This is a genomic window from Variovorax sp. GrIS 2.14, assembly GCF_046115955.1.
Taxonomy (GTDB): Bacteria; Pseudomonadota; Gammaproteobacteria; order Burkholderiales; family Burkholderiaceae_C; genus Variovorax.
Genome location: NZ_JBJXIA010000020.1, coordinates 30,971 through 55,394, shown reverse-complemented (window position 1 = coordinate 55,394; position 24,424 = coordinate 30,971). Strand labels below are relative to the sequence as shown.

Annotated in this window: 25 protein-coding genes; 20 read left to right on the top strand and 5 right to left on the bottom strand. The window is 64.9% G+C overall.

Annotated features, from left to right (window positions below; translation table 11 throughout):
• Window positions 1-29 precede the first annotated feature (29 nt).
• From RCH10_RS23050 to RCH10_RS22955, 20 genes are all read left to right on the top strand, one after another.
• Window positions 30-278: an acetyl-CoA carboxylase gene (locus tag RCH10_RS23050; protein ID WP_409054235.1), complete on the top strand. Its 249-nt coding sequence runs from the start codon at window positions 30-32 to the stop codon at window positions 276-278.
• Window positions 279-297: 19 nt separating this feature from the next.
• The gene (locus RCH10_RS23045) at window positions 298-1,755 is read left to right on the top strand and encodes an acetyl-CoA carboxylase biotin carboxylase subunit (RefSeq protein ID WP_409054234.1); all 1,458 of its coding nucleotides are present in this window, start codon (window positions 298-300) and stop codon (window positions 1,753-1,755) included.
• A gap of 5 nt (window positions 1,756-1,760) precedes the next feature.
• Window positions 1,761-2,660 carry a 5-oxoprolinase subunit B family protein gene (locus RCH10_RS23040; protein ID WP_409054242.1) on the top strand — a complete coding sequence of 300 codons (900 nt, stop codon included), beginning with the start codon at window positions 1,761-1,763 and terminating at the stop codon, window positions 2,658-2,660.
• Window positions 2,650-3,654: a biotin-dependent carboxyltransferase family protein gene (locus tag RCH10_RS23035; RefSeq protein WP_409054233.1), complete on the top strand. Its 1,005-nt coding sequence runs from the start codon at window positions 2,650-2,652 to the stop codon at window positions 3,652-3,654. Before RCH10_RS23040 ends, RCH10_RS23035 begins: the two co-directional genes overlap by 11 nt.
• Window positions 3,655-3,701: 47 nt before the next feature.
• Entirely contained in the window at window positions 3,702-4,787 is a 1,086-nt protein-coding gene (gene torT, locus RCH10_RS23030; protein ID WP_409054232.1) for a TMAO reductase system periplasmic protein TorT, read from the top strand.
• Window positions 4,788-4,818: 31 nt separating this feature from the next.
• On the top strand, window positions 4,819-6,330 hold the full coding sequence (locus RCH10_RS23025) for a sugar ABC transporter ATP-binding protein (protein ID WP_409054231.1): 1,512 nt from the start codon (window positions 4,819-4,821) through the stop codon (window positions 6,328-6,330).
• The gene (locus tag RCH10_RS23020) at window positions 6,327-7,373 is read left to right on the top strand and encodes an ABC transporter permease (RefSeq protein WP_323497496.1); all 1,047 of its coding nucleotides are present in this window, start codon (window positions 6,327-6,329) and stop codon (window positions 7,371-7,373) included. The genes RCH10_RS23025 and RCH10_RS23020 overlap by 4 nt, the downstream gene beginning before the upstream one ends.
• 236 nt (window positions 7,374-7,609) lie before the next feature.
• Window positions 7,610-8,557 (top strand): AraC family transcriptional regulator, encoded by a 948-nt coding sequence (locus tag RCH10_RS23015; RefSeq protein WP_409054230.1) that lies wholly within the window; start codon window positions 7,610-7,612, stop codon window positions 8,555-8,557.
• A 203-nt stretch (window positions 8,558-8,760) separates the two neighbouring features.
• A complete protein-coding gene (locus RCH10_RS23010; RefSeq protein WP_187051540.1) occupies window positions 8,761-9,066 on the top strand; it encodes a Flp family type IVb pilin in 306 nt (101 codons plus the stop codon).
• Window positions 9,067-9,096: 30 nt separating this feature from the next.
• Window positions 9,097-11,004 carry a TadE/TadG family type IV pilus assembly protein gene (locus RCH10_RS23005; protein WP_409054229.1) on the top strand — a complete coding sequence of 636 codons (1,908 nt, stop codon included), beginning with the start codon at window positions 9,097-9,099 and terminating at the stop codon, window positions 11,002-11,004.
• A complete protein-coding gene (locus RCH10_RS23000; protein ID WP_409054228.1) occupies window positions 11,004-11,978 on the top strand; it encodes a hypothetical protein in 975 nt (324 codons plus the stop codon). The genes RCH10_RS23005 and RCH10_RS23000 overlap by 1 nt, the downstream gene beginning before the upstream one ends.
• Window positions 11,975-12,724 (top strand): hypothetical protein, encoded by a 750-nt coding sequence (locus RCH10_RS22995; RefSeq protein WP_409054227.1) that lies wholly within the window; start codon window positions 11,975-11,977, stop codon window positions 12,722-12,724. Before RCH10_RS23000 ends, RCH10_RS22995 begins: the two co-directional genes overlap by 4 nt.
• Entirely contained in the window at window positions 12,721-12,897 is a 177-nt protein-coding gene (locus RCH10_RS22990) for a hypothetical protein (protein ID WP_409054226.1), read from the top strand. Before RCH10_RS22995 ends, RCH10_RS22990 begins: the two co-directional genes overlap by 4 nt.
• 40 nt (window positions 12,898-12,937) lie before the next feature.
• The gene (cpaB, locus tag RCH10_RS22985; protein WP_187051536.1) at window positions 12,938-13,948 is read left to right on the top strand and encodes a Flp pilus assembly protein CpaB; all 1,011 of its coding nucleotides are present in this window, start codon (window positions 12,938-12,940) and stop codon (window positions 13,946-13,948) included.
• A gap of 29 nt (window positions 13,949-13,977) precedes the next feature.
• Window positions 13,978-15,747: a type II and III secretion system protein family protein gene (locus RCH10_RS22980; RefSeq protein ID WP_409054225.1), complete on the top strand. Its 1,770-nt coding sequence runs from the start codon at window positions 13,978-13,980 to the stop codon at window positions 15,745-15,747.
• Between the two features lie 10 nt (window positions 15,748-15,757).
• Window positions 15,758-17,398 carry an ATPase, T2SS/T4P/T4SS family gene (locus RCH10_RS22975; protein ID WP_409054224.1) on the top strand — a complete coding sequence of 547 codons (1,641 nt, stop codon included), beginning with the start codon at window positions 15,758-15,760 and terminating at the stop codon, window positions 17,396-17,398.
• On the top strand, window positions 17,395-18,258 hold the full coding sequence (locus RCH10_RS22970; protein WP_409054223.1) for a type II secretion system F family protein: 864 nt from the start codon (window positions 17,395-17,397) through the stop codon (window positions 18,256-18,258). The genes RCH10_RS22975 and RCH10_RS22970 overlap by 4 nt, the downstream gene beginning before the upstream one ends.
• 14 nt (window positions 18,259-18,272) lie before the next feature.
• Entirely contained in the window at window positions 18,273-19,166 is an 894-nt protein-coding gene (locus RCH10_RS22965) for a type II secretion system F family protein (protein WP_187051533.1), read from the top strand.
• Window positions 19,167-19,170: 4 nt separating this feature from the next.
• Window positions 19,171-19,536, top strand: coding sequence for a DUF192 domain-containing protein (locus RCH10_RS22960; RefSeq protein WP_409054222.1), 366 nt, complete (start codon window positions 19,171-19,173; stop codon window positions 19,534-19,536).
• Window positions 19,533-20,720: a TadE/TadG family type IV pilus assembly protein gene (locus RCH10_RS22955; RefSeq protein WP_409054221.1), complete on the top strand. Its 1,188-nt coding sequence runs from the start codon at window positions 19,533-19,535 to the stop codon at window positions 20,718-20,720. Before RCH10_RS22960 ends, RCH10_RS22955 begins: the two co-directional genes overlap by 4 nt.
• A gap of 67 nt (window positions 20,721-20,787) precedes the next feature.
• Here the strand turns inward: RCH10_RS22955 and gloA are convergent, their stop codons facing one another.
• The 5 genes from gloA to RCH10_RS22930 all read right to left on the bottom strand — a co-directional run bounded on the left by gloA (window position 20,788) and on the right by RCH10_RS22930 (window position 24,399).
• Complete coding sequence (gloA, locus tag RCH10_RS22950; RefSeq protein ID WP_323500939.1) at window positions 20,788-21,327, bottom strand: lactoylglutathione lyase; 540 nt, start codon at window positions 21,325-21,327, stop codon at window positions 20,788-20,790.
• Window positions 21,324-21,689 (bottom strand): ribbon-helix-helix domain-containing protein, encoded by a 366-nt coding sequence (locus RCH10_RS22945; protein WP_323500940.1) that lies wholly within the window; start codon window positions 21,687-21,689, stop codon window positions 21,324-21,326. Before RCH10_RS22945 ends, gloA begins: the two co-directional genes overlap by 4 nt.
• Before the next feature lie 30 nt (window positions 21,690-21,719).
• Window positions 21,720-23,288, bottom strand: coding sequence for a GMC family oxidoreductase (locus RCH10_RS22940; protein WP_323500941.1), 1,569 nt, complete (start codon window positions 23,286-23,288; stop codon window positions 21,720-21,722).
• Between the two features lie 52 nt (window positions 23,289-23,340).
• Window positions 23,341-23,967, bottom strand: a complete 627-nt coding sequence (locus tag RCH10_RS22935) for a twin-arginine translocation signal domain-containing protein (protein ID WP_409054220.1) — start codon at window positions 23,965-23,967, stop codon at window positions 23,341-23,343.
• A 108-nt stretch (window positions 23,968-24,075) separates the two neighbouring features.
• Window positions 24,076-24,399 (bottom strand): c-type cytochrome, encoded by a 324-nt coding sequence (locus tag RCH10_RS22930; RefSeq protein ID WP_187051526.1) that lies wholly within the window; start codon window positions 24,397-24,399, stop codon window positions 24,076-24,078.
• Window positions 24,400-24,424: the final 25 nt, after the last annotated feature.

The following is a 24,424-nucleotide window of genomic DNA, read 5'->3' as shown; positions in this document are numbered from 1 at the left end:
CGAATTTCAGTTTCCCCCAGGAGTTACCGATGTCCGTTTCCCACGAAGTCCTGAGCCCGTTGCCAGGCACCTTCTATCGCCAGTCCGCACCCGATGCGCCGCCCTACAAAGCGGCGGGCGACGCGGTCGCGATCGGTGACGTGCTCGGCCTGGTCGAGGTGATGAAGCAGTTCAGTGAAGTCACGGCCGAAGTGGCCGGCACGCTGAAGAGCTACGCCATCGAAAACGGCGACCCGGTCGATCCCGGCCAGGTGGTGGCCCTCATCGAGGCAGACTGACGGACCCAGCAGCACCCACATGAAAGCCGTGTCCATCGAACCCGCCTTCGACAAACTGCTGATCGCCAACCGCGGCGAGATCGCGGTTCGCATCATTCGCGCCGCGAAAGAGCTGGGCCTCAAGACAGTCGCCGTTTATAGCGATGCCGACGCGACCAGCCTCCATGTGCAGATGGCCGACGAGGCGGTTCGCATTGGCCCGGCCCACGCCATCAAGAGCTACCTCGACGTCGATGCCGTGATGCAGGCGGCGGCCGACAGCGGTGCCGGCGCGGTGCATCCGGGCTATGGTTTTCTATCCGAGAACGCCGACTTCGCCGAGCGCGTGGAAACCGCCGGCCTGGTGTTCGTCGGCCCCACGCCGCACGCCATCCGCACCATGGGCAACAAGGCCGCAGCACGCGCCGCTGCGATGAAGGCTGGCGTGCCGACGGTCCCCGGCAGCGTCGGCGTGGTGACCGATGCCGACGCCGCCATCGCGCTGGCCGAAGACATCGGCTACCCGATCATGATCAAGGCGTCGGCTGGCGGCGGTGGTCGCGGCATCCGAGTCGCAAAAGACGCAGAAGAACTGCGGCAACAGTTCACCACCGCCACAGCCGAAGCACAGGCCGCTTTCGGCAACGGCGAGGTGTACCTGGAGCGTTTCGTTCGCCAGGCGCGCCACATCGAGGTGCAGATCCTCGGCGATGGCCAGCGCGTGGTGCATTGCTTCGAGCGCGAATGCTCGCTGCAGCGCCGCCGTCAAAAGGTCTGGGAAGAAGCGCCCTCGGCGGCCATCAGCGAAGCCACGCGCACTGCGCTGTGCGAGTCGGCCTTGCGGCTTGCCAATGCGGTGTCTTACCGCGGCGCCGGCACGCTCGAATATCTGTACGACGACGACACCCGCGAGTTCTTCTTCATCGAGATGAACACGCGCATCCAGGTCGAACACCCGGTCACCGAGATGATCACGGGCATCGATCTGGTGAAAGAGATGCTGCGCATCGCGCTCGGCCAGCCGTTGCGGTTGAAGCAGGAGGACATACGCCTCACGGGTGCCGCCATCGAGGTGCGCATCAATGCGGAGAACGCGGCCAAGAACTTCATGCCGAGCCCTGGCGTGGTGTCGAAGCTGGTCGTGCCGGGCGGCCCCGGCGTGCGCTTCGACAGCATGCTGTACGAAGGGTACAAGGTGCCGGCCTACTACGACTCGCTACTGGGCAAGCTGATCGTGCACGACACCAACCGCGCCAGCGCGTTGGCCCGCATGCGGCGCGCGCTCGGTGAACTCAAGGTCGAAGGCATCCACACGACCATTCCGCTGCACCGCGCGCTGTGCGACGAAGCGGCCGTGGCCGAGGCCGCGTTCCACACCGGCTTTCTCGAAACATGGCTGACGGCGAACCCGTTGGAACCCGCCGTGCCACCTGCCACCACACCCGCCACCCCGCCCGTCACCCTGACCGTCACCCTGCCCACGAAGGAAAACGCATGAGCGACATGAAGGACTTCACTGCTGTCCCGGCCAAAGCCCGCTACACCTTCGGTGGCGACGAACACCTCTTCGTCGAGATCAGCGAGGAGATGTCGCTGGCCGCCTTCTTCAAGGGCATGGCGATCTGCACCGAATTGCAGCGCCGCGCCCTGCCCGGCGTGACCGAGATTTGCCCCGCCAATGCGGCGCTGCTGGTGCGCTTCGACCCCGACGTGATCGCGCCCGATGCGTTGCTGGCGACGGTGCAATCCATCGAGGCCGACCTGGGCGATGGCGCCCTGCAACTTCAGACCCGCATCATCGAAATCCCGGTGCTCTACAACGACCCGTGGACACACGAAACCTTGATGCGTTTCAGGGAGCGGCACCAGGACCCAACCAGCACCGACATCGAGTACGCAGCCCGCATTAACGGCCACGCCTCGGTCGACGAATTCATCGCGGCTCATTCCGGCGCACCCTGGTTCGTGTCGATGGTCGGCTTCGTCGCGGGCCTGCCTTTTCTGTTCCAGATGGTCGAGCGCGAAAAGCAGATCGAGGTGCCCAAGTACCTGAGTCCGCGCACCGACACGCCCAAGCTCACACTGGGCCACGGCGGCTGCTTCAGCTGCATCTACTCGGTGCGAGGCGCGGGCGGCTACCAGATGTTCGGCGTGACGCCGGCGCCGATCTTCGACCCGGCCCAGCGGCTGTCGTACTTCAAGGACCTGATGGTGTTCTTTCAGCCGGGCGACATCGTCAAGTGGAAGCCGATCGACCGCGTCGAATACGACCGACAGATCGCCGAGGTCGAAGCCGGCACCTACGCGCTGCGCATCGTGCCGGTGTCCTTCTCGCTGAAGGAATTTCTCGCCGACCCGAACGGCTACAACACACAACTGCTGAAGGTGCTCCATGGCGATTGACGTGCTCAAGCCGGGTCTCGCGACCAGCGTGCAAGACGCCGGCCGCCCCGGCTACTACAACCTCGGCATTCCGCTGTCGGGTGCGCTCGACCAGCAGAGCCTGCTGCTCGCCAACCTGCTGGTCGGCAACGACGCGGGTGCTGCCGTCATCGAATGCACGCTGCTCGGCCCCGAGTTGCAGTTCGATGCGCCGGCGACGGTGGCCGTGACCGGCGCAGAAGCCAAGGTGAAGGTCAACGGCATCGAAGTGCCGCGGAATGAAAGCTTCTCTGTGCAGGCCGGCGACAAGCTGAGCTTCGACTTCATGAAGCTGGGCGCGCGCATGTGCATCGCGGTGGCCGGCGGCATCGATGTGCCGATGGTGCTCGGCAGCCGATCGACCTACGGCCTCGGCGCCTTCGGCGGTTTCAATGGCCGCAAGCTCATGGCGGGCGACAAGCTGCCGGTCGGCGCGCCCTCTTCTACCGCTTACACCGCGTCCACTGCATCCGCCGCGCGAGCCGGCAGGAGTGCGCCAGCCGAACTCGTGCCTGTGCTCGGCAAAGAGGTCGAGCTGCGCGTGTTGCCGGGCTTGTACTTTCATCGGCTGCAGGAGGTGTCGATGCAGAGCTTCTTCGCCGACACCTGGACCGTGGGCTCGGAAGCCGACCGCATCGGCTACCGCTACAAGAACGGCACGCCGCTGAAGTTCGTCGAACGCACGCCGCCGTTCGGTGCCGGCGCCGACCCTTCGAACATCGTCGACGCCGGCTACCCCTACGGCTCGATCCAGGTGCCGGGCGGCCGCGAGCCGATCATCCTGCACCGCGATGCCGTCTCCGGTGGCGGCTACGCGATGGTCGGCACGGTCATCAGCGCCGACATGGACCTGATCGCGCAGATGCAGCCCAACCACAAGGCCCGCTTCGTCGAAGTCGACATGGCCGGCGCACTGGCTGCCCGTGCCGAAAAGCGGCAAAGACTCGCCCGCTTGCGTGCCGCGCTCGCCACTTGAATCACTTTTTTCCCAGCGTTTCTTTTCATCCACCCAAGGCATTCACCATGAACCGTTCATCCCTGCGCGTCTCGCTGCTCGTCAGCTCCCTGATGGCCACCGCCACCATGTGGCACGGCACCGCTTCGGCGGCAGACTGGTTTCCCTACAAGGCCGAGTCCACCGAGCCGGCCTTCGCGGCCGACGGCAAGAAGTCGCCGATCGACTACAAGCCGCTGGCCAAGGCCTCGAAGAAGTGGGATATCTGCGTGTCGTTCCCGCACATGAAAGATGCGTACTGGCTGGGTGTCGACTACGGCGTCATCGAAGAAGCCAAGCGCCAGGGCGTGAAGCTGCAGGTGGCAGACGCCGGCGGCTACACCAACCTGAGCAAGCAGGTCTCGCAGATCGAAGACTGCGTTTCACGCGGCGCCAACGCAGTGATCATCGGCGCGATCTCGGGCGATGGCCTGAACAACGTCATCAAGGCGACGGCCGCCAAGAAGGTGCCGGTGATCGACCTGGTCAACGGCATCAACTCGCCGGACATCTCGGCCAAGTCGCTCGTTTCGTTCTACACGATGGGCCAGAGCACCGGCGAATACCTCGCCAAGAAGCACCCGGCCGGCTCGCCCCCGGTCAAGGTCGGCTGGTTCCCCGGCCCTGCCGGCGCCAGCTGGGTCGAAGCCGCGAACAAGGGTTTCATGGACGCGGTCAAGGGCAGCGCCGTGGTGGTGCTCGACCCCAAGTACGGCGACACCGGCAAGGAAGTCCAGTCGAAGCTGGTCGAAGACGTGCTGCAAGCCAACCCCGACCTCGCTTACGTGGCCGGCACTGCGGTCACCGCCGAAGCCGCCACCGGCGTGCTGCGTTCGCGCAACCTCGACAAGAAGGTGAAGGTGCTCTCGTTCTACATGACGCCAGGCGTCTACGAAGGCATCCAGAAGGGCCGCATCGTGGCCTCGCCGGCCGACTCGATGGTCATCCAGGGCCGTGTCGCGGTCGACCAGGCGGTGCGCCTGCTCGAGGGCAAGGAAGTGACCAAGCATGTCGGCCCGAAGATCTTCGTGGTGGACAGCGCGAACATCAAGACAGTGAAGCTCGACGACATCCTGCCGCCTGCCAGCTTCAAGCCGGTGTTCGAAGTCAAGTGAGCCCGGCTCCGCTGGCTTCGTGACCCGCGCGATGAGTGCCGCCGTCCCGCTGCTGCAGACGGTTGCGCTCAGCAAGCGCTACCCCGGCGTGCTCGCGCTCGACGATGTCGACTTCGAGCTGCGCGCAGGCGAAGTGCATGTGCTCTTCGGCGAGAACGGTGCCGGCAAGTCGACGCTGATCTCATTACTCGCCGGCGCCAACACGCCGACGAGTGGAGAGATTCGCCTGAACGGCGAGCCCGTCAAATTCTCGAACGTGCACGACGCGCGGCGACTCGGCATCAGTGCGGTGTTCCAGGAGTTCTCGCTCATCCCGACTCTCTCGGTTGCACAGAACCTGAGCCTGGGCGACGAGCCGCGCAAAGGCGGCCTGCTCGACCGCAACGCCGTGCGCGAGCGTGCGAAAACCATGCTGGCCGACCTCGGTTTCGAGATCGATCCCACCGCGCCGGTGTCAGGCCTCACGCGCGCACAGCAGCAGATGGTCGAGATCGCCAAGGGCCTGCGCGGCGATGTCTCCGTACTCATCCTCGACGAGCCGACCGCGTCTCTCACCGACAAGGAAACGCAGCGCCTCTTCGAGCTCGTCGCGCGGCTCAAGGCCCGCGGCGTGGGCATCGTCTATATCTCGCATCGCATTCAGGAGATCGCGCAGATCGCCGACCGCATCACGGTGCTGCGCGACGGCCGGAAGATCACGACCGTCGGTGCCGCCGCGACCAACGCCGACCAGCTCATCGAGCTGATGAGCGGCCGCGCCATCGAACAGATCTATCCACACATCGCCAACCGGCCAGGCGATGTGGTGCTGCAAGTCGAAGGCCTGAGCTCGCCCAACGGCGTGCGCAATGCGAGCCTCGTGGTGCGCCGCGGCGAAGTGGTCGGGCTGGCCGGCCTCGTGGGCTGTGGCAAGTCGGAACTGTTCCGCGCCATCTACGGGCTCGATGCGGTGAGCGAAGGCAAGGTCACTTTCAAAGGCCAGGAGCGTACCGGCGCCACCGTGCGCAAGCTGCTCGACGAAGGCCTCTTCTATCTGCCGCCCGACCGCAAGGCCGAAGGCCTGGTGCTCGGCTTTACCTCGCACGCCAACATCACGCTGCCGCTGGTGAGCGGCCCGCTGCGCGGCCACGGCGGCTGGCTGCGCAAACGGCTCGCTCGCAAGCTCTCGGCCGAGGCCGCAGCGCGGGTCGAGCTGGCGCCGCGCAACCTCGACCGGCCGGTCGCGCTGCTCTCGGGCGGCAACCAGCAGAAGGTGCTCTTCGGCAAGGGCATGACGCGAGAGGCGGCCCTGTACGTCTTCGACGAGCCGACGGTCGGTGTCGATGTCGGCACGCGCAGCGCGCTCTACAAGGTGATCCAGAGCTTGTGCGAGGGCGGTGCGGCCGTGGTCGTGATCTCGTCGGACTTGCCCGAGGTGCTGCACCTGAGCCACCGCGTCTATGTGATGTGCCGCGGCGAGATCGCCGGCGAGCTGCAGGGCGAAGCGATCAACGAGTCGCGTGTGCTCAATCTGTTTTTCGGCTCCAACGAAAGCAAGTCATGAATCCGAGTCCTGCCGTCGCGGCGGCAACCCCGCGTGCCTCCGGCGTTGCGCACCGCGTTCTTGGAATGTTGCGCAGCATGTTCCTGCGGCTGGGTGTGTTGCCCTTCATGCTGGCGATCGCCTTCGTCGTGTTCAGTACGCTGTCGGACCAGTTCCTCACCGTCCAGAACCTGGTCAATCTGCTGCGCCAGTCGGTCTATCTCATCCTCGTGTCGCTCGGCCAGATGCTGGCGCTCGTCACCGGTGGTTTCGATCTGTCGGTCGGCACCGTCATGGCGATCACCTCCGTGGTGTCGGCGATGGCGATGCAAAGCCTGGGCGTGGCGTTGCCCGACGCAACCTGGGTCGTCGTCATCGTCGGCTGCCTGTGCGGCATGCTCGCGGGCCTCACGGTCGGATTGGTCAACGGCATCGGCATTGCCTTCATCGGCGTATCGCCTTTTATCGTGACGCTCGGCGTGCAGTCGATCGGCTTCGGCATCGCGCTGTTCCTGACGGGCGGCGTGCCGGTGTCGGGCTTGCCGAGCGAGTTCAGCGACTTGTTCGGCTTCGGCACGCTGCTCGGCATCCCGATACCGATTCTGGTGACGGCCGTGTGCGTTGCCGGCATCGGCATCCTCATGGGCCGCACGCCGACCGGCACGCACCTGCTGGCGGTCGGTGGCAATGCCAAGGCGGCGGCGCTCTCGGGCATCGACACGCGTCGTGTCTTGCTCGTCGCCTATCTGCTGTGCGCCGGCCTCGCGGCGGTCAGCGGACTGCTGCTCACGGCCCGCGTCGAAACCGGTGAAGCCAATCTGGGCGGCACGGTGGCGCTCGAGTCGATCGCGGCCTGCGTGATCGCCGGCGTCAGCCTGCGTGGCGGCATCGGCCGCGTGCCCAACGTGGTGATGGGCGCGATCTTCATCGGCCTGGTTCAGAACGGCATGAACCTGGCCAGCGTCGGCTCGTACCTGCAGATGGTGGTGCTCGGCGCATTGCTGATCGTGGCGGTGGTGGCCGATCAGCTCCGCCATCGCATGGTGATGCCGGGCGGGCACTGACCAGAGAGGCGCGCGCGGCTTAACACGCATTGCGCCTTTCGCGCAAACGGCGGCACCCGGCCTGCGACCAGCGCGGTCGTGTACCTTCCTGTCATGTGAGAGGTCTAGGCTGCACCTGTCTAGGCAACCTGACCCGTTCGCACATATGGCACGCCAACTGCGGCATAGCGCATGGTGCGCTGCACGCGACACGCTTAAGGTGTGATCACTGCATTGAACAGGGCGGCTACGCACACATGCCATTTTCTCATCGGCGACCCGCCCGAAAGCGCCTTCCTGAAATCGAACTGGAATCCTCCAGGCTGCCTGAGCTGGGCTACGAAGTACCGAGCGCAGCGGGCCTGGTTCGATGCATCGAACACGGCTTTCCGACGCCTTTGGCGCGATGGCATTCACACGACGTCTTCGAGCTGCACCTGATCGTCGCGACATCCGGCAAAGCATTCGTTGGCGACTGGATCGGCACCTTCGAGCCGGGTCATCTGGTGCTGTGCGGCTCCGGCTTGCCGCACAACTGGATTTCGCTCGACGCACCTGCTGCCGGCGTGGCACGACGCGATCTGGCGATCCAGTTTTCACCCGACACGATCTTGATGGGGGCCGAGACTTTTCCAGAACTGCACGAGACGGCACGCATGCTCAAGCGTGCCTGCCACGGCATCGAGTTCTTCGGCATGGCTGAAGCTGCGGAGCAAAGCTGGCTCGCCATCAAGGCGACGCATGGCCTCAAGCGATTTCGACTCTTTTGCGACCTTCTCATCGATTTGTCGGGGTGCACCGACTACCGCCTGCTGTCGAGCGCCAACTCCGACGACGCCACCGACTGCGATCTGCAAGCGATCCAGGGACTGGTTGCCCGCATCGCCACCGATCCTGCGGCACCGCTGACCGTCGCCATCGTGGCAGCCGAACTCGGCATGAACACGGGCCGCTTCGGCAGGCTCTTCAAGCGCTCCACCGGCACCAGTTTTCCTGGCTATGTGAACCAGATGCGCGTCACGCATGCCTGCCAACTGTTGATGCAGACCAATCGATACGTGACGTCGATCTGCTATGCCGCGGGCTTCAACAACGTCGCGAACTTCAACCGCCAGTTTCTTGCCCTCAAAGGCGTGACACCGAGTGAATTCCGTCGGCAGAGTCATCTCCGGTTCTCGGGCGCGCTGGCCGAAGACGTCTTGTAAACCCGAACGCGGCGCTTCAGGCAACAATTCGTTAACACTGACTTACACCTGACCACGGTTTTGTATCGGGGTTGGCGAGAAACCTACAGAACGTCCCTAAAGCCCCTTCATAGACTCGATTCGCGTGCCCTGCAAACCGTGGCCTGAACGCCATCGGAATCGCCTTGCAAGGTGTCTTCATCATGTCTTTCACAGGAGCTTCCATGAATACCCAACGTCTGAGCCAGGTTCGTCGCCACATCGTCTCGAAGATCAAGGTCAAGGGCCAGGGCATGACCGAGTACCTGGTGATCCTCGGGCTGATCGCCATCTCTGCGATCGCGGTGTTCAGCTTCTTCGGGCAGACGCTGCGCAACCAGGTGGCAGGCATGTCGCAGGAGGTCGGCGGCAAGACCGGCTCGGCCGAGGTGACCAAGGCGCAGACCGCCGCCGGCAAGGGCTCCACCAACGCCGATGTGAACTACAACATGAGCACCTACACCAAGGGCGCGGCGGACGGCGCCAAGTAACCAGGCGCTAAACATCCCGCGCTCGCGCCGATGACCCGCCCGAACATGCCGAAGCATCAGACGGGTCGGCATCGACATCCGGGTCGGCAGGCCGGCCAGGCCATCGTCTTCATCGTGGCGATGTTGCCGATCGTTTTCTTGAGCATCCTGGTGGTCTACAACACGGCCACTGCGACGCGCGAAAAAATGAAGCTGCAGAACACGGCCGACGCGACCACCTACAGCGCCAGCGTGCTCACCGCGCGCAGCCTCAACTACCTTGCGTACACCAACCGCGCGATGGCGGCCAACGAGGCCAGCATCGCGACCCTGGCCAGCGTGCAGACCGCGATGGGCGCTTTCATTACGAGCGCGGCCAACATCCAGGAAGGTCGCGTGATCGCCAAGGGCTTCGAGGGCTTGCGCAACCTGGAGCGAAGCAAAACCCCTGTCATAGGGGAGATCTTCTTCATTAAGTACTGGATCAATGTCGCCGAGGCGTTCAAGCTGCAGCGCACCGCCGACCGCATCGCAGGCTTCGTGGAGCCAGCGTCCAAGCCGCTGCAGATCGGCGTCGATGTGCTGCGCATCCTCAACCAGGGCATCTCCGCAAGCCAGGTCGCGATGCTCGCCAGCACGGCCGCGCAACTGCCGCAAGTCATCGTCGACGTGCTTCGCGCCAACGACCCGGACGCCACCGTGCCGCCGGGCGAGACGACCATCCTCGCGACCAAGTTCGTCGCAGATCTCGGCCTGTACCTGAAGAGCTATCACCAGTCGGCGCGCGGGCCGTTCGACGAGGACGACTACAACGAGGTGCTGCGCTTCGCCCATGCCGCGCAAGCCACGCGCGACGACTGGACCAAGAAGCGCCGCTTTCTGCCCGACTGGGCGACGTGGATCGGCTCCGGCGTCGCGGGTTCGCTCAAAGGCATCGTCAGCAATTTCCCGGTGACGCCGCCCGGGTTCGCCAATCTGGCGGGCAGCGTCATCAGCGGTCTGGTCGACTGGAACGGCGGGACCGAACTGGTGGCCGACCGCGGCATTCTCGGTGGACGACCGGGCCGCATCCGGTGGCAGTCGGCCGACGCCATCGAGATCCGCCTGCCGATCGGCTTGCTCTACACCGACCTCATCGGCGGCGCGAGCGACATCGCACGCGGTCGCTTCGGACTCGGCGCCGGCGCCGCCGCGGCCGGCGGTCCCAACGTGATGAAGAGCTGGGAAGGCCAGCGCCTGACCCTCGACACCTTTGCGACCGAAGCGCGCGACTACGGCGGGCTGAACGACACCATCGGCGACAGCGCCTACATGGTCCGCGGCTCGTTCGAGCGCGCTGCGGGCAACCGCAACGGCGGCATCCTGCCCGGCGCCTGGCCAGTGCTCCAGTTCGATGCCAAGCTGCACTACGGCCCGCGCACCAGCATCGGCACCAACCTCACGCAGGACTGGTCGATGCCACGCTTCATCGACGTCAAGGCGCACGAGCCGATGGTCGCCCACGAGTCCGACAACTGGTTGGGCGAGAACGGCTTCAAGGGCAAGAACCCTTTGAAGTGGGGCAAGAACACCGACAAGGGCCCGGCCCTCACGCTGGTCGTGCAAAAGGGCGCCGAGCGCATCCGCACCGGGGAGGTGGCCGGCTTCGGCGATACGACCGAGGGTTCTCGTGCGGGGCTCAAGGACAACTTCGGTGGCGACTACATCAAGGCGGTGTCGACCTCGCAGGTGTACTTTCGGCGGCCGCAAGACCGTTGGGCCCGGCGCGACTTTTCTGCCGACGATCCACCGCAAATCGGAAAATTCAACGTGGGTTTTGCTGGCGGCTACATCGAGCACCGGAGCCTCTTCAGCCCGTACTGGCACGTGCACAACGTCGAGCCATCGTTGTGGGCACGGGCCATCGCCATGGGTGGCGCGGCGATCGGTGCCGCGGCCGAACCAGACAGCGGCGACTGATGAAGACCGCACCCGTGCCCCCACACCGCACCGCACGCATGCAGGGGCATGCGATGACCGAAACCCTGCTCGTGATCAGCTTTGCCGCCATCGCGCTCGCAGCGATCCCGGCCATTGCCGAATACGGCACCAAGCGCCAGCAGACCGTGGCCGCCGCCAAGCTCCTGGCATGGCAACGCACGGTTTGGATGCCGGGCACCAACGCGATCGACGCGGCCGAGGCCAAGGGTGCGTCGGGTGCCATCAAGAAATCGGACGACGAGGTGACCCGCGACCTGCGCCGTCATATCTTCAGAGATCGCGCGACCGAGGGCGCCACCATTCATGCGGCGGACATCGCGGAGTTCGAGCCGACGCTGCCGGCCATCGATGCGCGCACCACGCGCGTGGTGGCCACCACGAGTGCGGCCACCCTGCCCTCGCTGCTCAACGCCAGCGACACGCTGCGGGACACCATCCGGGTGGCGCAGAACGCGCTGGGCAACAACATCATCACGCAGTCGCTCGGCAAATTTACTTTTGTGAGCGGCGGCTACCTGCGCAATCAGGTCGACGTGACGCAGACCAATGCGTCGTTCACGCTCATGCCGCAGATCGAGATGACCGAGCAGGTCACGATGCTGACCGAAGCGTGGAACGCCGGCGGCACCAACCGCGAAGAAAAGAAGATCCAGGGCCTGGTTCCGCTCAAGCTGACCGACAGCGTGTTCTATCAACAACTGCGCGGCGGACTGCATCAGTCCGCATACGCGATCAGCCAGGTCTATCCCGGCTTCAAGAATGCGAACCTCACCTTCGGCCTGACGCCGGGCGATGCGATCGAGAAGACCCCTCTCGACCGCTTCGAGCGCATCACGCCGCAGGCGACCACCGAGACGGGCGGCGGTGCCGATGCCGATGGCGGCAGCCCCAAGGACAAGTTCCGCTACTACCGCGCGTTTCCGCCGACACCCGTGGTCAACACGCTGCCGTGAACGCCGCACCGCCGTTTGCTCTGCAGAACGCTTCGCAACGCATTCGCGTCGCCGCCTTCATCGGCGCCGTGGCGCTGTGGCTCGGAGCGACTGCGAGCTGGGCCGCTGCGCCGCAACGCGACTGGCCGCTGGTGCCGCCACCACCCGATGCCAGGAGCTACTGGATCGCGCAGTACATCGAGCAGAACACGGTGCCGATGCAGATTCGCGGCTTCGAAACCGATGCTTCGGTGGCCGAGGTCGCGCGCTGGTACGAGGCGTGGTTCAAGGACAAGGTCGGCTACGCCGCGAGCCAGGTCGGCGAGGTGCGCGTGCTCGGGGCGCGGATGGGCATCTATCAGGTGACGGTTCAGTTGCGCGGTACGCCGGGCAAGACACTCGGCCGGCTGGCGAGCGCCGCGCTGTACGAAGAAGGCGGCCCGAGCGAGCAGGAGCGCACCGACCGCATCGGCAAGGGCTTCCCACGGCCGCCCGGCTCTCAGGTGGTGTCGGACACGCTCTCGTTCGATCCCGGACAACGCAACCGCACCATCATGCTGACCAACGGGATGAGCGTCGAGACCAATGCGCTGTATCTCCGCGAGCGCATGGTGCTGCTGGGTTGGGCGCTACTGCAAGACCGCACCGTGGAGGCCGGCACGCGCTCTGCGCTGGTGTTCCGTCGAGGCACCGAGGAAATGGTCGTGACCATCGCGCGACAAGAAGGCAGCTGCTTCGTCGTCGCCAGCCAGACGACGCCCGAATGAAGCGATACCAACGCGGCCAGGTGATGACCGAGTACGTCATCGTCGCCGGCATCCTTGCCGTGGCGCTCTTCGCCACCGTGCCGGGCTACGACCGCTCGGTCGTCGGTCTGCTGATCAAGGCTTTCCAGGATGCCTGGTCGACGTATTCGTACACCCTTTCCTATCCGCTCTAGCCGCCTGCAGACCTCCGCTACCGCCTCTACACAGCCATCGATGAAACCTTCTCCCGGCCTCCTCAAAGTCAAGCAGAACCTTCGGCGGTTGTCTCCGCTCATCGGCGCACTGATCCTCGGGCTCCTGGCGGCCGGCCTCGGCTGGTACTACCTGCGCGCCAGCGAGCGCGAGATTGCCGCCAGCCTCGAGCAGGACGCCAACAGCCAGCGACGCGACGTGGTGGTGGCGCGCCAGGCGCTCGGCGACGGCATGGTGGTGCTGCCGACCATGGTCGCCAAGCGATCGGTGCCGACCGAATACGTGCACAACGACGCGCTCACGCCCGAGACCTTCGTGCAGTTCGCCGGACGCCAGTTGACAGTGCCGGTGGCTGCCGGCAAACCATTGCTCGCCTCGTTCTTCGCGGCGCCGCGCAAGGTGTTCGCCGAAGAGATCGAGCGCGGCGTGCGCGCGATCACCATTCCGGTGGACGAGATCAGCTCGATCTCCGGCATGCTGCGCGCCGGCGACCGCATCGATTTCATGTACGTGGTCGAAAAGCAGAAGGAAGGCACGCAGGCCGTGGTGGTGCCGCTGCTGCAGGACGTCGAGGTGCGCGCCACCGGCCAGATCACGTCGGAACAATTCGCTTCGATGCGCAAACGCTCCGAGGTGTCGGCCGAGGCCGATCCGTATGCGCAGCAGCGCTATTCCACGGTCACCGTGGCCATCGCGCCCGCCGATGCGCAGAAGCTGATCCTCGCGCAGCGCATGGGCAAGATCGTGGCCGCGCTGCGCAATCCCGAAGACCGCCAGACCATGCGAACCGGCGTCGATGCGATGGACCTCGATGCCATCGTCGACGGCTTTCGGCCGTACCGCATGCGTCCCTCCGCCGCCGTTCACGCAGCAGCGCCGCCGGGAGTGGAATACATCGTCGGCGGCTCGAACGGGCGCAGCGGCGCCGGTGGATCGGGGCTGGGCCAGGGGCTGCAACAAGCGATCGCAGCGGCTGCAGCAGCCAACGCGGCACCCGCGCCGTCAGAGCCTGCAGCCGCGCCGCCACGGTGAAGCCGCATCGACCCCGACCCCTTTCCGCCGTGCTGTCGAACATCGACCTCGGTGCTTCCGATTTCTTATCCACGACGCCCGAGAGCGCCCTGCCTTTGACCTACTGCAAACGTTCGATCGTCCGCCGAAGCAGCCTGGCTGCGACTGCCGCTGCAACCGCGACCTGGTGCCTGCTGGCGCAGGGTCCCGCGCTGGCCCAGCAACGCCCCGCTACCTTGCCACCGGGGACGGTCGCACCGGCTGCGATGTCGTCCGGGTCCACGTCGTCGCCAGCATCGCCGTCGATGTCCGCGCCGATCGAACGCTCCCCCGGTATCCGCCCTCTTGCGCCTGTCGTTGCACCTGCAGCGGGCGCTGCCGCCCCCTCCACCAGTACGACCACCAGTACGACCAATAGCCCGACCACGGGCCCGACCATCAGCGCCGCCGAACTCGATCAACTCGCCAGCCGCGCCACGGTCATGCAGGACCTGCCGGCCAATCTCACCCTGTATGTCGGCCAGATGGCGCTGGTGCGCATGCCGAACGTGGCGCGCGTCGCCATCGGCAGCGGCAAGGTGCTCGAAGCGCGTGTGCTCGATGGCAACAACATGCTCATCACCGCGCAGGACGCGGGCGACAGCACGCTGCATGTGTGGGACAAGGCGGGCCGCGTGCGCAAGGTCAAGGTGCGCGTCAACATCATCGACCTCGAGCGCATCGAGGCCGAGCTGCGCGAGATCACCAAGGGAATGACGGGCGTGAACATCCGCCGCATCGGCGAGCGCATCGTCATGGACGGCAGCAACCTCGACCCCGGCGCGGTCGAGCGACTGGGCACCGTGGCGCAGCTCTACAGCCCGGCCGTGGTGTCGCTCGCAACGGCCGATCGCATTCGCGTCGATCGCATGGTCGACATCCAGGTGCGCATCGTCGAGTTCAACAAGACCGCGCTGGACGATCTGGGCGTGCGCTGGCAAGGCACGACCAACGGTGGCTTCAGCCTGGGATTGTTCTCGGACATCGCATCGAGCGGCTCCTATCGTGTGCTGCCAGCCGACACCACCTTCACGGATGCGACGCCTGCCGGCGCCGCGCTGCTCAGCCGCAACCAGCGCACGCCGCAAAGCTACTTCGGCGTGGCCGCGACCTTGGGCTCGCAAATCAACCTGCTGGTGCAGCGCGGCAATGCGTTCCTGCTGGCCACGCCCAACCTGTCGACCCGCAGTGGCGGCGAGGCCAAGTTCCTGGCCGGTGGCGAGTTTCCGCTGCCCGCCCTGAGCACGCAGGGTGCGGGCTCGGTCGAGTTCAAGCCGTATGGCGTGCGACTCAACATCAAGCCCATTGCCGACGGTGCCGGCAACGTGTCGGGCAGCATCCTGACGGAGGTGAGCAGCATCGACCGCAGCGTCGCGGTGCAGGGCATACCGGGCCTGCTGATCCGCCGCACCGACACCGAGTTCAACGTGCGCGACGGGGAGACCATCGTGCTGTCCGGCCTGATCAAGCGCGAGTCGTCGCGCGCCAGCGACGGCCTGCCGGGCCTGCGCCGCGCACCGATCATCGGGCGCGCCTTTCGTGCCGACACCGACACCGACACCGAGCAGGAAGTGGTCGTCTTCATCACGCCGCGCGTGGTCGACCCAGCCTACAGCGCGCCGCGCATCGAGCGCGCGAACCGCATCGAGGACCAGGTCAACCGCGGCTTCGGCAACCTGGTTGAAGACCAGTCGAAGCCAGCCACCGGCGACGGTGCCGCGCGCCGTGCAACACCGGACGGCGCACCGCCGCTGACGCCCGGCCAGCAAGAGGCGCCCTGAGGCCGACGCGATGCACAAGGTCCTGGTCAATTCGCCCCAGCAGCCCGTGCGCGAGATCGCGCTGGACGTGCCCGAACTGCAGATCGGCAAGGACAGCGCAAGTGCCATCGTGCTGCCCGGCTGGAACGTGGCGCGCCAGCACGCGCAGTTCGTCGTGAACGATGAAGAAGTGTTCCTGCAGGACCTGGGAAGCCTGTTCGGAACCTGGGTCGACGGCAACCGCGTAACGCGCTACGGGCCGATGGCGGGCGGTGAAGAAATCATCATCGGCGGCCACACGCTGGTGGTCTTACTCGACGCCTCTCTGCAGCCCGCGGGCGCGGAGCTGCCCAACGACTCGGACGCGCCAGTGCGCACCGCCGTGCCGCTGCTCGAAGATCCGTTGCTGCGCTGGCGTCGATCGCTGCATCGCACCTTGCTGCAGCAGTTGGAAAACCGCCGAATCGACACGGCGCAGATGAAGGACGAAGAGCTGCGCTCGAATATCCGCGCACTCATCGCCGAGATCATTCGCGATACGCGCGACCTGCCACCCGAACTCGACCGCAACCTGCTGAGCCAGCAGCTGCTCGACGAAGCCATCGGCCTCGGCCCGCTCGAAGTGCTGCTGAAGGACGACACCATCACCGAGGTGATGGTCAACCGCTTCGACGAAATCTGGATCGAGCGTGCCGGTCGCCTGGAGCGCACCAACGTCGCCTTCACCAGCAACATCGCGGTGCTGGGCGCCATCGAACGCATCGTGACGCCGCTGGGCCGGCGCATCGACGAGAGCTCGCCGATGGTCGACGCGCGGCTGAAAGACGGCTCGCGGGTGAACGCCATCATTCCGCCACTGGCCCTGCGCGGCCCGAGCATCACGATCCGCAAATTTCCCAAGAACCGGATGGGTCACGAGGGCATGGTCCAGATGGGTTCGATCACGCCGCAGATGGTGCAGTTCATGCGCATCGCCGTGCAGGAAAAGCTCAACATCATCGTCTCCGGCGGCACCGGCACCGGCAAGACGACGCTCTTGAACATGGTGTCTAACTTCATCCCGTCCGACGAGCGCATCGTGACGATCGAAGACGCCGCCGAGCTCTCGCTGGGGCAGCCCAACCTGGTGTCGCTCGAATCGCGTCCCGCCAATATCGAAGGCAAGGGCGCCATCGCGATTCGCGACCTGGTGCGCAACTCGCTGCGCATGCGGCCCGACCGCATCGTGGTCGGCGAGTGCCGTGGCGGTGAGGCGCTCGACATGCTGCAAGCCATGAACACCGGTCATGACGGCTCGCTCACCACGCTGCATTCGAACTCGCCGCGCGATGCCGTCTCGCGGCTCGAAGTGCTGGTGACGATGGCCGGCATGAACATCCCGGTCTCGGCCATCCGCGAACAGATCGCTTCTGCTGTCGACCTCATCGTGCAGCTCACCCGCTTTTCGTGCGGCAGCCGCAAGGTGACGCAGATCACCGAGATCACCGGCTTTTCGGAAGGCGTGATCCAGATGCAGGACATCTACGTGTTCCGCAAGACCGGCGTCGATGCGGACTTCAGGACGGTCGGCAATTTTGGCGCCGCGGGGCCGGTGCCGGAGTTCTTCACGCGGCTGCAGGAGCACGGCGTGAAGCTCGACATGAACTACATGTTCGGCGAGACAACGGCATGAGCCCCAATACGATCGCATTGACGGGCGCCGTGCTGTGCGGCATGGGCTTTTTCTGCCTGGTCGGATACCTCGTGCTGCAGCGCTCGTCGGTCTTCACGGCAAGGGTCATGCAGAAGCTGCAGAGCAGCGGTCGCCGCACCCTGAACCTGTCGGAGTTCCAGGCACAGCACGCGATGGCTTTCGCGTCGGGCCACATGGCGATGGTCATCGCCGGCGCTGCGGTCGGCTGGCTGCTGTCGGGTCGACTGGTCGGCGGGCTGGTGCTGGCGGTGCTGATCTATCTTCTGCCGGCGCGCTGGTTCGCATGGCAACGCAAGAAGCGGCGCCAGCTGATCGAATCGGAGCTGCCCGATGCGCTGCTCTTCATCGCCAGCGCATTGCGCGCAGGCAGCGCCTTGTCGGTGGCCATTCAGGTGCTGGTGCGCGACCAGCAAGGCCCGCTGGGACAGGAGTTCGGGCTGGTGTTGAAGGAGCAAAGGCTGGGTGTCAGCTTCGACGATGCGATCCAGAAAATGGCGCAGCGGCTCGATATCCAGGACTTCGTGCTGGTCGTGGTCGCGCTGCGCGTGTCCAAGGAAGTCGGCGGCAATCTGTCGGAGCCGCTGCAGGTGCTGGCCGAGACATTGCGCCGCAAGGCCATCCTCGAAGGCCGCATCAAGGCGCTGACCGCACAGGGCCGCATCCAGGGCATTGTGATGACGCTGTTTCCGCTGTTCCTGATGGGTGTGCTCTACCTGATGCAGCCGAGCATGAAGCTGCTCTTCACCACCACCATCGGCTGGGCCGTGCTGGGCGTTGTCGCAGTGATGCTGTCGCTGGGCTACGCAATGATCCGCAAGATCGTCGCGATCGATATCTGACAGCAGGACACCCGATGCGCCAGCTCATCCTGCTTCTCATCATCTTCCTGTGCGCGACCACGGGCGTGGTGCTGCTGCTGTACGTCATCGCGCTCATCCGCAAGGCCCGGCCTTCGGAGCGCACCCACATGGACCCGCTGCCGATCGCGCTGCGCGTGGTGTGGCCGGCCATCAACATCCTGCAGTTCCACGTATCGGAAATCATGCCGACTTCGATGCTGGTCAAGCGCAAGCGCCAGCTGCAACTGGCCGGGCTGGAATTCGTGCTGCGCGCCGAAGAGTTCATCGCGGTGCAGATCGTCTCGATGCTGATCGTCGGCGGGCTCGGCCTGTGGACCGCGGGCATGCTCAACGCGGTGGCAGGCACCAAGGTGTGGATCATGCTGCTGGGCTGCGTGCTGGGCTGGTTCTATCCGGTCATGTGGATGCGCGACCGGCGCAAGCGCCGCGACAAGGACATCCTGCGCACCCTCCCGGGCTACCTCGACATGATCACGCTGTGCTGCCAGGCCGGGCTGAGCCTCACAGGCGCCATTGCGCAGGCCGTGCAGAAAGGCCCGAAGGGTGCGTTGGGCGAAGAGTTCGACCGGATGATGCGCGAGATGCGCACCGGCGCGAGCCGCATGGACGCCCTCAATGCGCTGGCCGACCGGCTCGACAACCGGCACATCAAGAGCCTGGTGTCGAATCTGACGCAGGCCGAATCGCTTGGCGCCAGCCTGGCCGACACGCTCTCGGCCATTTCGGACCAGCGCCGCACCGAGCGTTTTCAGCATGCCGAGAAGCTGGCCATGGAAGCGCCGGTGAAGATGATCGGGCCGCTGGTCATCTTCATTTTTCCGGTGACTTTCATCATTATCTTTTTTCCGCTGGTGATGGAGTTCCTTGCGTCGACGCGGACGAACTGAGTCCATGCGCGCAGTTCACCTTTTTGCCACGTCGACGGCGCAGCCGATCGGCCCGGTGCGCATTGCCGAAAGCGGCTGGGACCGCACGCGCGGGTTGCTCGGCCGGCCTGAGTTGCAGGGCAGCGAGGGCCTCTTCATCACGCGCTGTAGTTCGGTCCACACGGTCGGCATGCGGCATGACATCGACGTCGTCTTCGTCGATCGCACCGGCCGCATCGTGCGCATCGCGGAGCGCCTCGCGCCGATGCGCATGGCGATGTGCCGGAAGGCTGCGAGCGTGCTCGAACTGGCGGCGGGCCAGGCGCGCGCACTCGGACTCTTCGTCGGTACGAGCTTGTACGGATGGAAAACCGAAAAGGAACCCGCATGACCGCGCGACCTGCCCACCGACCCAGCGGCCGAAGCCGCCAGCACGGCATCTCGATGACCGAGACGCTGATCGCACTGCCCGTGCTCATCCTGTTCGTGATGTGCCTCGTGCAGTTCGGCCTGATCTACCGAACGCGGTTGACGCTGGAATACGCAGCGCACGAGGCCGCGCGGGCCGGCTCGCTCAACAACGGCATGCCACTGCCCTTCATCATGCGCATGCCCAATGCGACGGGCTGGGGCGCGGTGAAGAGCGCGGCACTGGAGACCACCACCAACGTACTGACGCGCGGCAGCGTCTGGCAAGGACTGGTCAAGGGAATGATGCCGCTCAATGTGCGCGAAGCCAGCCCCGGCGGGCTCGTCAAAGGCTGGGTCGACACCAACAAGGACCTGATCGAATCGGCTTGCATCGAGTACCTGAACCCGACGCAACATGCCTTTATCGACTGGTCGTTCGTCGAGAACTTCGGCGAGAACCGCTGGGTGGTGCAGATCCCTAACGACACGATGCGCTACCGAAAGCCCTTGCCCTACGACTACAAGGCGAAGGCGCTGTCGACCGGCGCCGGCATCGACGACCCGACGCCGCCCGACGGCGAACTGCGTGGCGCTATTTCGAACGAGACGCTGGGCGAAGCGAGCGTGCTGCACTTGCACGTGCACTACGGTTATCGGCTCGGTATCCCTATTGCGAATCGCCTGATCGTGAAAGCGTTGCAGGGCTACCAGTTCGTCGCCGAGGCTTACTTCAAGGTGCTGTCACCCGATGGCGCCACCGCACCCGCAGGCGACTTCCGGCTCACTCAGCTGGACGCGTTCTACCTCGACCAAGGCAAGATTCCGCTGACTGCCGAAGGCGTCGTCGGCATGGAGTCGCCGATCTACTGGCATCCGTTCTATGCCTTCGGCCCCAAAAGCGATCGCAGCATCGATCTGCAATGGGATCCGCAGTGGAACAACAATCTGGGTAACAACGTGCTGGAAGCACCGGGCGATGCGATGACCAATATGTTTGCCTTCGTGCGCAACAACAGCACCGAGTGGGCGAACCAGTTGCTGGGCAGCGGCCTGGATGCACTGGGCGACAAGGTCGGTACGGCCAATGCGTTTTGTCCGGCCATATGGAGTGGTGCAGTCACGGGTGCGCTTGCTGGCATACCCAACCCGGGTGGCGGGCCCTGATTTCAACGCGCCGCGCTTCGCCAAATTTGCGCCGAATTGCGTGGGTATGCCACCGAAAATCGAAGAGTCAGGATCGACCCAGCTTCTTGAGCCGGGCCGGCTCGACGATCTCGATCCAGTAACCATCCGGGTCCTTGATAAAGGCGACGTCTTTCATCTTGCCCTGATCGGGGCGCTTGACGTACGTCACCCCGTTGTCGTCGAACCACTGCACCGCGGCGTCCAGGTCGGGCACCGAAAAACAGATGTGCCCGAAGCCCTGCGGTTGCGCATTGCCGTCGTGGTATTTGAAGTCGACGTCGTTTTCGGTGCCCCAGTTGTGCGTGAGTTCGAGGATGCCGGTCTGGCTGAAAGTCCACGCGGTGCGTTCGCCTACATCGTCGGGCGGTGCGTGGCCGGCCACTGGCTTGTGCAGGAAATAGAGCGAGAACTGCATCTCCGAAAAATCCAGCTTGCGCAGTACCCGCATGCCGAACACGCGGCTGTAGAAATCGAGCGCCACCGCCGGATCCTTCACGCGCAGCATGCTGTGGTTGAACACGAAGCTCTGCGACGCTGCATTCGGCTCCGCGCAGACGCCTGGATGGATTTCGGTGGTGAAGCTCATCGGGACGTCGCCACCGCCAAAGGGCGCACCATTGCCGATGCGGCCGATACGGCCGACGTTGGCGCCGGGCCAACGAGGCGCGGCGGCGTCTCGCTGGCCAGCAGCCGGCGCCGCAGGTAGCGCATGCACGTCACACGCAGGAACGATGCGAAGTTGGGCACCTCACCACGGTGCGCCAGCACCTCGTCGTGAAACGTCGAGATCAATGCATTGGTGGTACGCCCCTCTTCTGCCGCCATTTCGGCCAGCGTGTCCCACATCATGTTCTCCAGGCGCAAGCTGGTGAGCACACCATGAATGCGCACGGTACGCGAGCGCTGCTCATAGAGGATGGGGTCGGCGTTGACGAAGAACTCACACATGGCAGCCTCCTTTGGTTGATGACATAAAACTCAAACCGCGCGTGCCGTCATCTGGCTGGCGATGTACTCCGCCTGCCGGATCGCGAGCGTAACGATGGTCAGCGTCGGGTTCTCGGCGCCACCGCTGGTGAACTGGCTGCCGTCGCTTATGAACAGGTTGGCGATGTCGTGCGTCTGGCCATGGGCGTTGCAGACACTGTCCTTTGCCGATGCACCCATGCGGCAGGTGCCCATGTTGTGCGTGCTCGGGTAGGGTGGCGTCCGAAACGATTTGATGGCGCCGGCCGCCGCGTAGACACGCTGGCCCTGGCGAAACGCGTGCTCTCTCATCGCGATGTCGTTCTCGTGGTCGTCGAAGTGCACATTGGGGATGGCGCTACCCCACTTGTCCTTCAGGGTGGCATTGAGCGTGACGCGATTGCTTTCGCGCGGCATGTCCTCGCCGACGATCCACATGCCGGCCAGGCGCGTGTAGTTGTCCATGTACTCGGCAAACTCGGTACCCCAGCCGCCTGGATTCAGGAAGGCTGCCATGAAGGGCACACCGAGAGACAACGTTTCCAGTTCGTAGCCGCCGACGAAGCCGCGCTTCGGGTCGTGACGGGCTTCGTCGCGAACGATGCCGGCCATGGTGGTGCCGCGGTACATGTGGACCGGATCCTTGAACATGCCGTAAACCGATCCGGTCAGATGGCGCATGTAGTTGCGACCGACCTGGCCCGAGCTGTTGGCCAGCCCGTCCTTGTACAGATTGGAGGCCGACAGCAACAGCAGGCGCGGGGTTTCGATCGAGTTGCCGGCGACGCACACGATGCGCGCCTTCTGCCGCTGTTCCTTGCCCTCCTTGTCGAAGTAGACGACCCCATTCACTTTGCCGGCCGCGTCGTGCTCGATGCGCGTGACATGGCTCTCGGGTCGAAGGTCCATGTTGCCGGTCTTCTCGGCCTTGGGCAGCTCCGTGTAGAGCGTGCTCCACTTGGCGCCGCTCTTGCAGCCCTGAAAACAAAAGCCCAGTTGCATGCAACGGCCGCGACCGTCGCGCGGCTGGCTGTTGATGGCCATGTTGCCGGTATGCACTTCCTTGTAGCCCAGCTTGGTGGCGCCGGCGTAAAGGACCTTGAAGTTGTTGTTGCCTGGCAGGCCCGGGATGCCGTTGGTCCGCGTCACACCCATCTTGTCTTCGGCGCGTGCGTAGTAGGGCTCCAGTTCCTTCAGCGTGACCGGCCAGTCCATCAGGTTGGCGCCCTTGATATCGCCATACACCGTGCGCACCCTGAATTCATGGTCCTGCAGTCGCAGCGACGCACCGGCCCAGTGGGTCGTGGTGCCGCCGACCGTCTTGCAGATCCATGCCGGCAGATTGGGGAAGTCGGTGGCAACACGCCAGTTGCCCGATGTGGTGCGGTTGTCGAGCCAGGCGATCTGGCCGAACGACTTCCACTCGTCGTTGATGAAGGTGGCGCTGGACTGCAGTGCGCCGGCCTCCAGCACCACCACCTTGATGCCCTTTTGGGCCAACTCGTTGGCCAGCGTGCCGCCGCCGGCACCTGAACCAATGATGACGACCACCGAGTCGTCACTGGAATCGAACTTTGCCATGTTGTCTGTCTCCTGCTTGCTTTGTATGAATAGTCGGGATGGCAGGCGCTGCTCAACCGAGAAACGGCGGCGGGCTGGCGGCCAGGGTCGGCGCCGGCAGCCATTTGAGATCCTGGAAACCACGGGTGATGTAGCCACCCTTCTCCCAGGCCGAGCCGGGGTAGCCGAAGACCGCGAAGGCCATGTCGTTGTCGTACAGCGAGGTCACGCATTGACCACGCACCGCGTTGAAAAATGGCGTGCCTTCGATCGCTTTCACCACCGTCAGCTTCTTCGCGGCCGGGGCTTTGACGAAGCTGCCACCGGCAGCCTCGTCGAGCGCGGCAATGCCGGTGCGCAGCATCGGCACCGCCTCGGTTTTGGCATCCAGGTCTTTGACCAGGAGCGCGTAGACCGCATCGGGCAATTTCTTGTGCGGATACAGCACCCGGCCCATGGCCATCAGCGTCTGCCCTTCACTCTTGCTGAGCTGCTGCAGTTCCAGCGCCCAGGCCCGCGACGGCGCCAGCGCCGCCAGCACCGACCCAGTGGCAAGGGTGCCCATCAGGATGCCCGAGCCCTTCAGAAAATTGCGGCGTGCCAGCGGCAGATTCATCTTCGGCACACTGCCGTTGTCTTCGGTGCACGAGTCTGCGTCGGGCAGCGCCAACGCCAACGGTTCAATAGCAATCACACGCATGTCTTGTCTCCGGTTTTTTTGAGTGGCGAGCCAGTGTTGCACCCGCTTCCAGCCTGCAGGTTTTAGCCAGCTACATCCAAGGGAAAGCCCTTGCCATCACGCCCGTGCTCAACGAGCACCACCGAGGATCCACGTGGCCAGGCGCTTCAGATCGGCCTCGGATACCTGGGCCTGCGGCGGCATGGCCATATCGCCCCACTTGCCGGTACCGCCGTTCCGGATGCTCTTCATGAGAATCTCGACGGCTCCCTTGTCGCCGCTGTATTTCGCTGCCACGTCCTGGTAGGCCGGCCCCACCAGCTTGGTGGCCGCGGCATGGCAGCCGAGGCAACCGTACTTGCTGGCCAGTGCCGAATTGGCAAAGGCCGACGCCTGGGCGCCTGTCAACAGCACGGCCAGAACAATGCCGGTTGCCTTGCGATGTCTTTTCATACTTTGTCTCCTTGCGTGGGTGCGT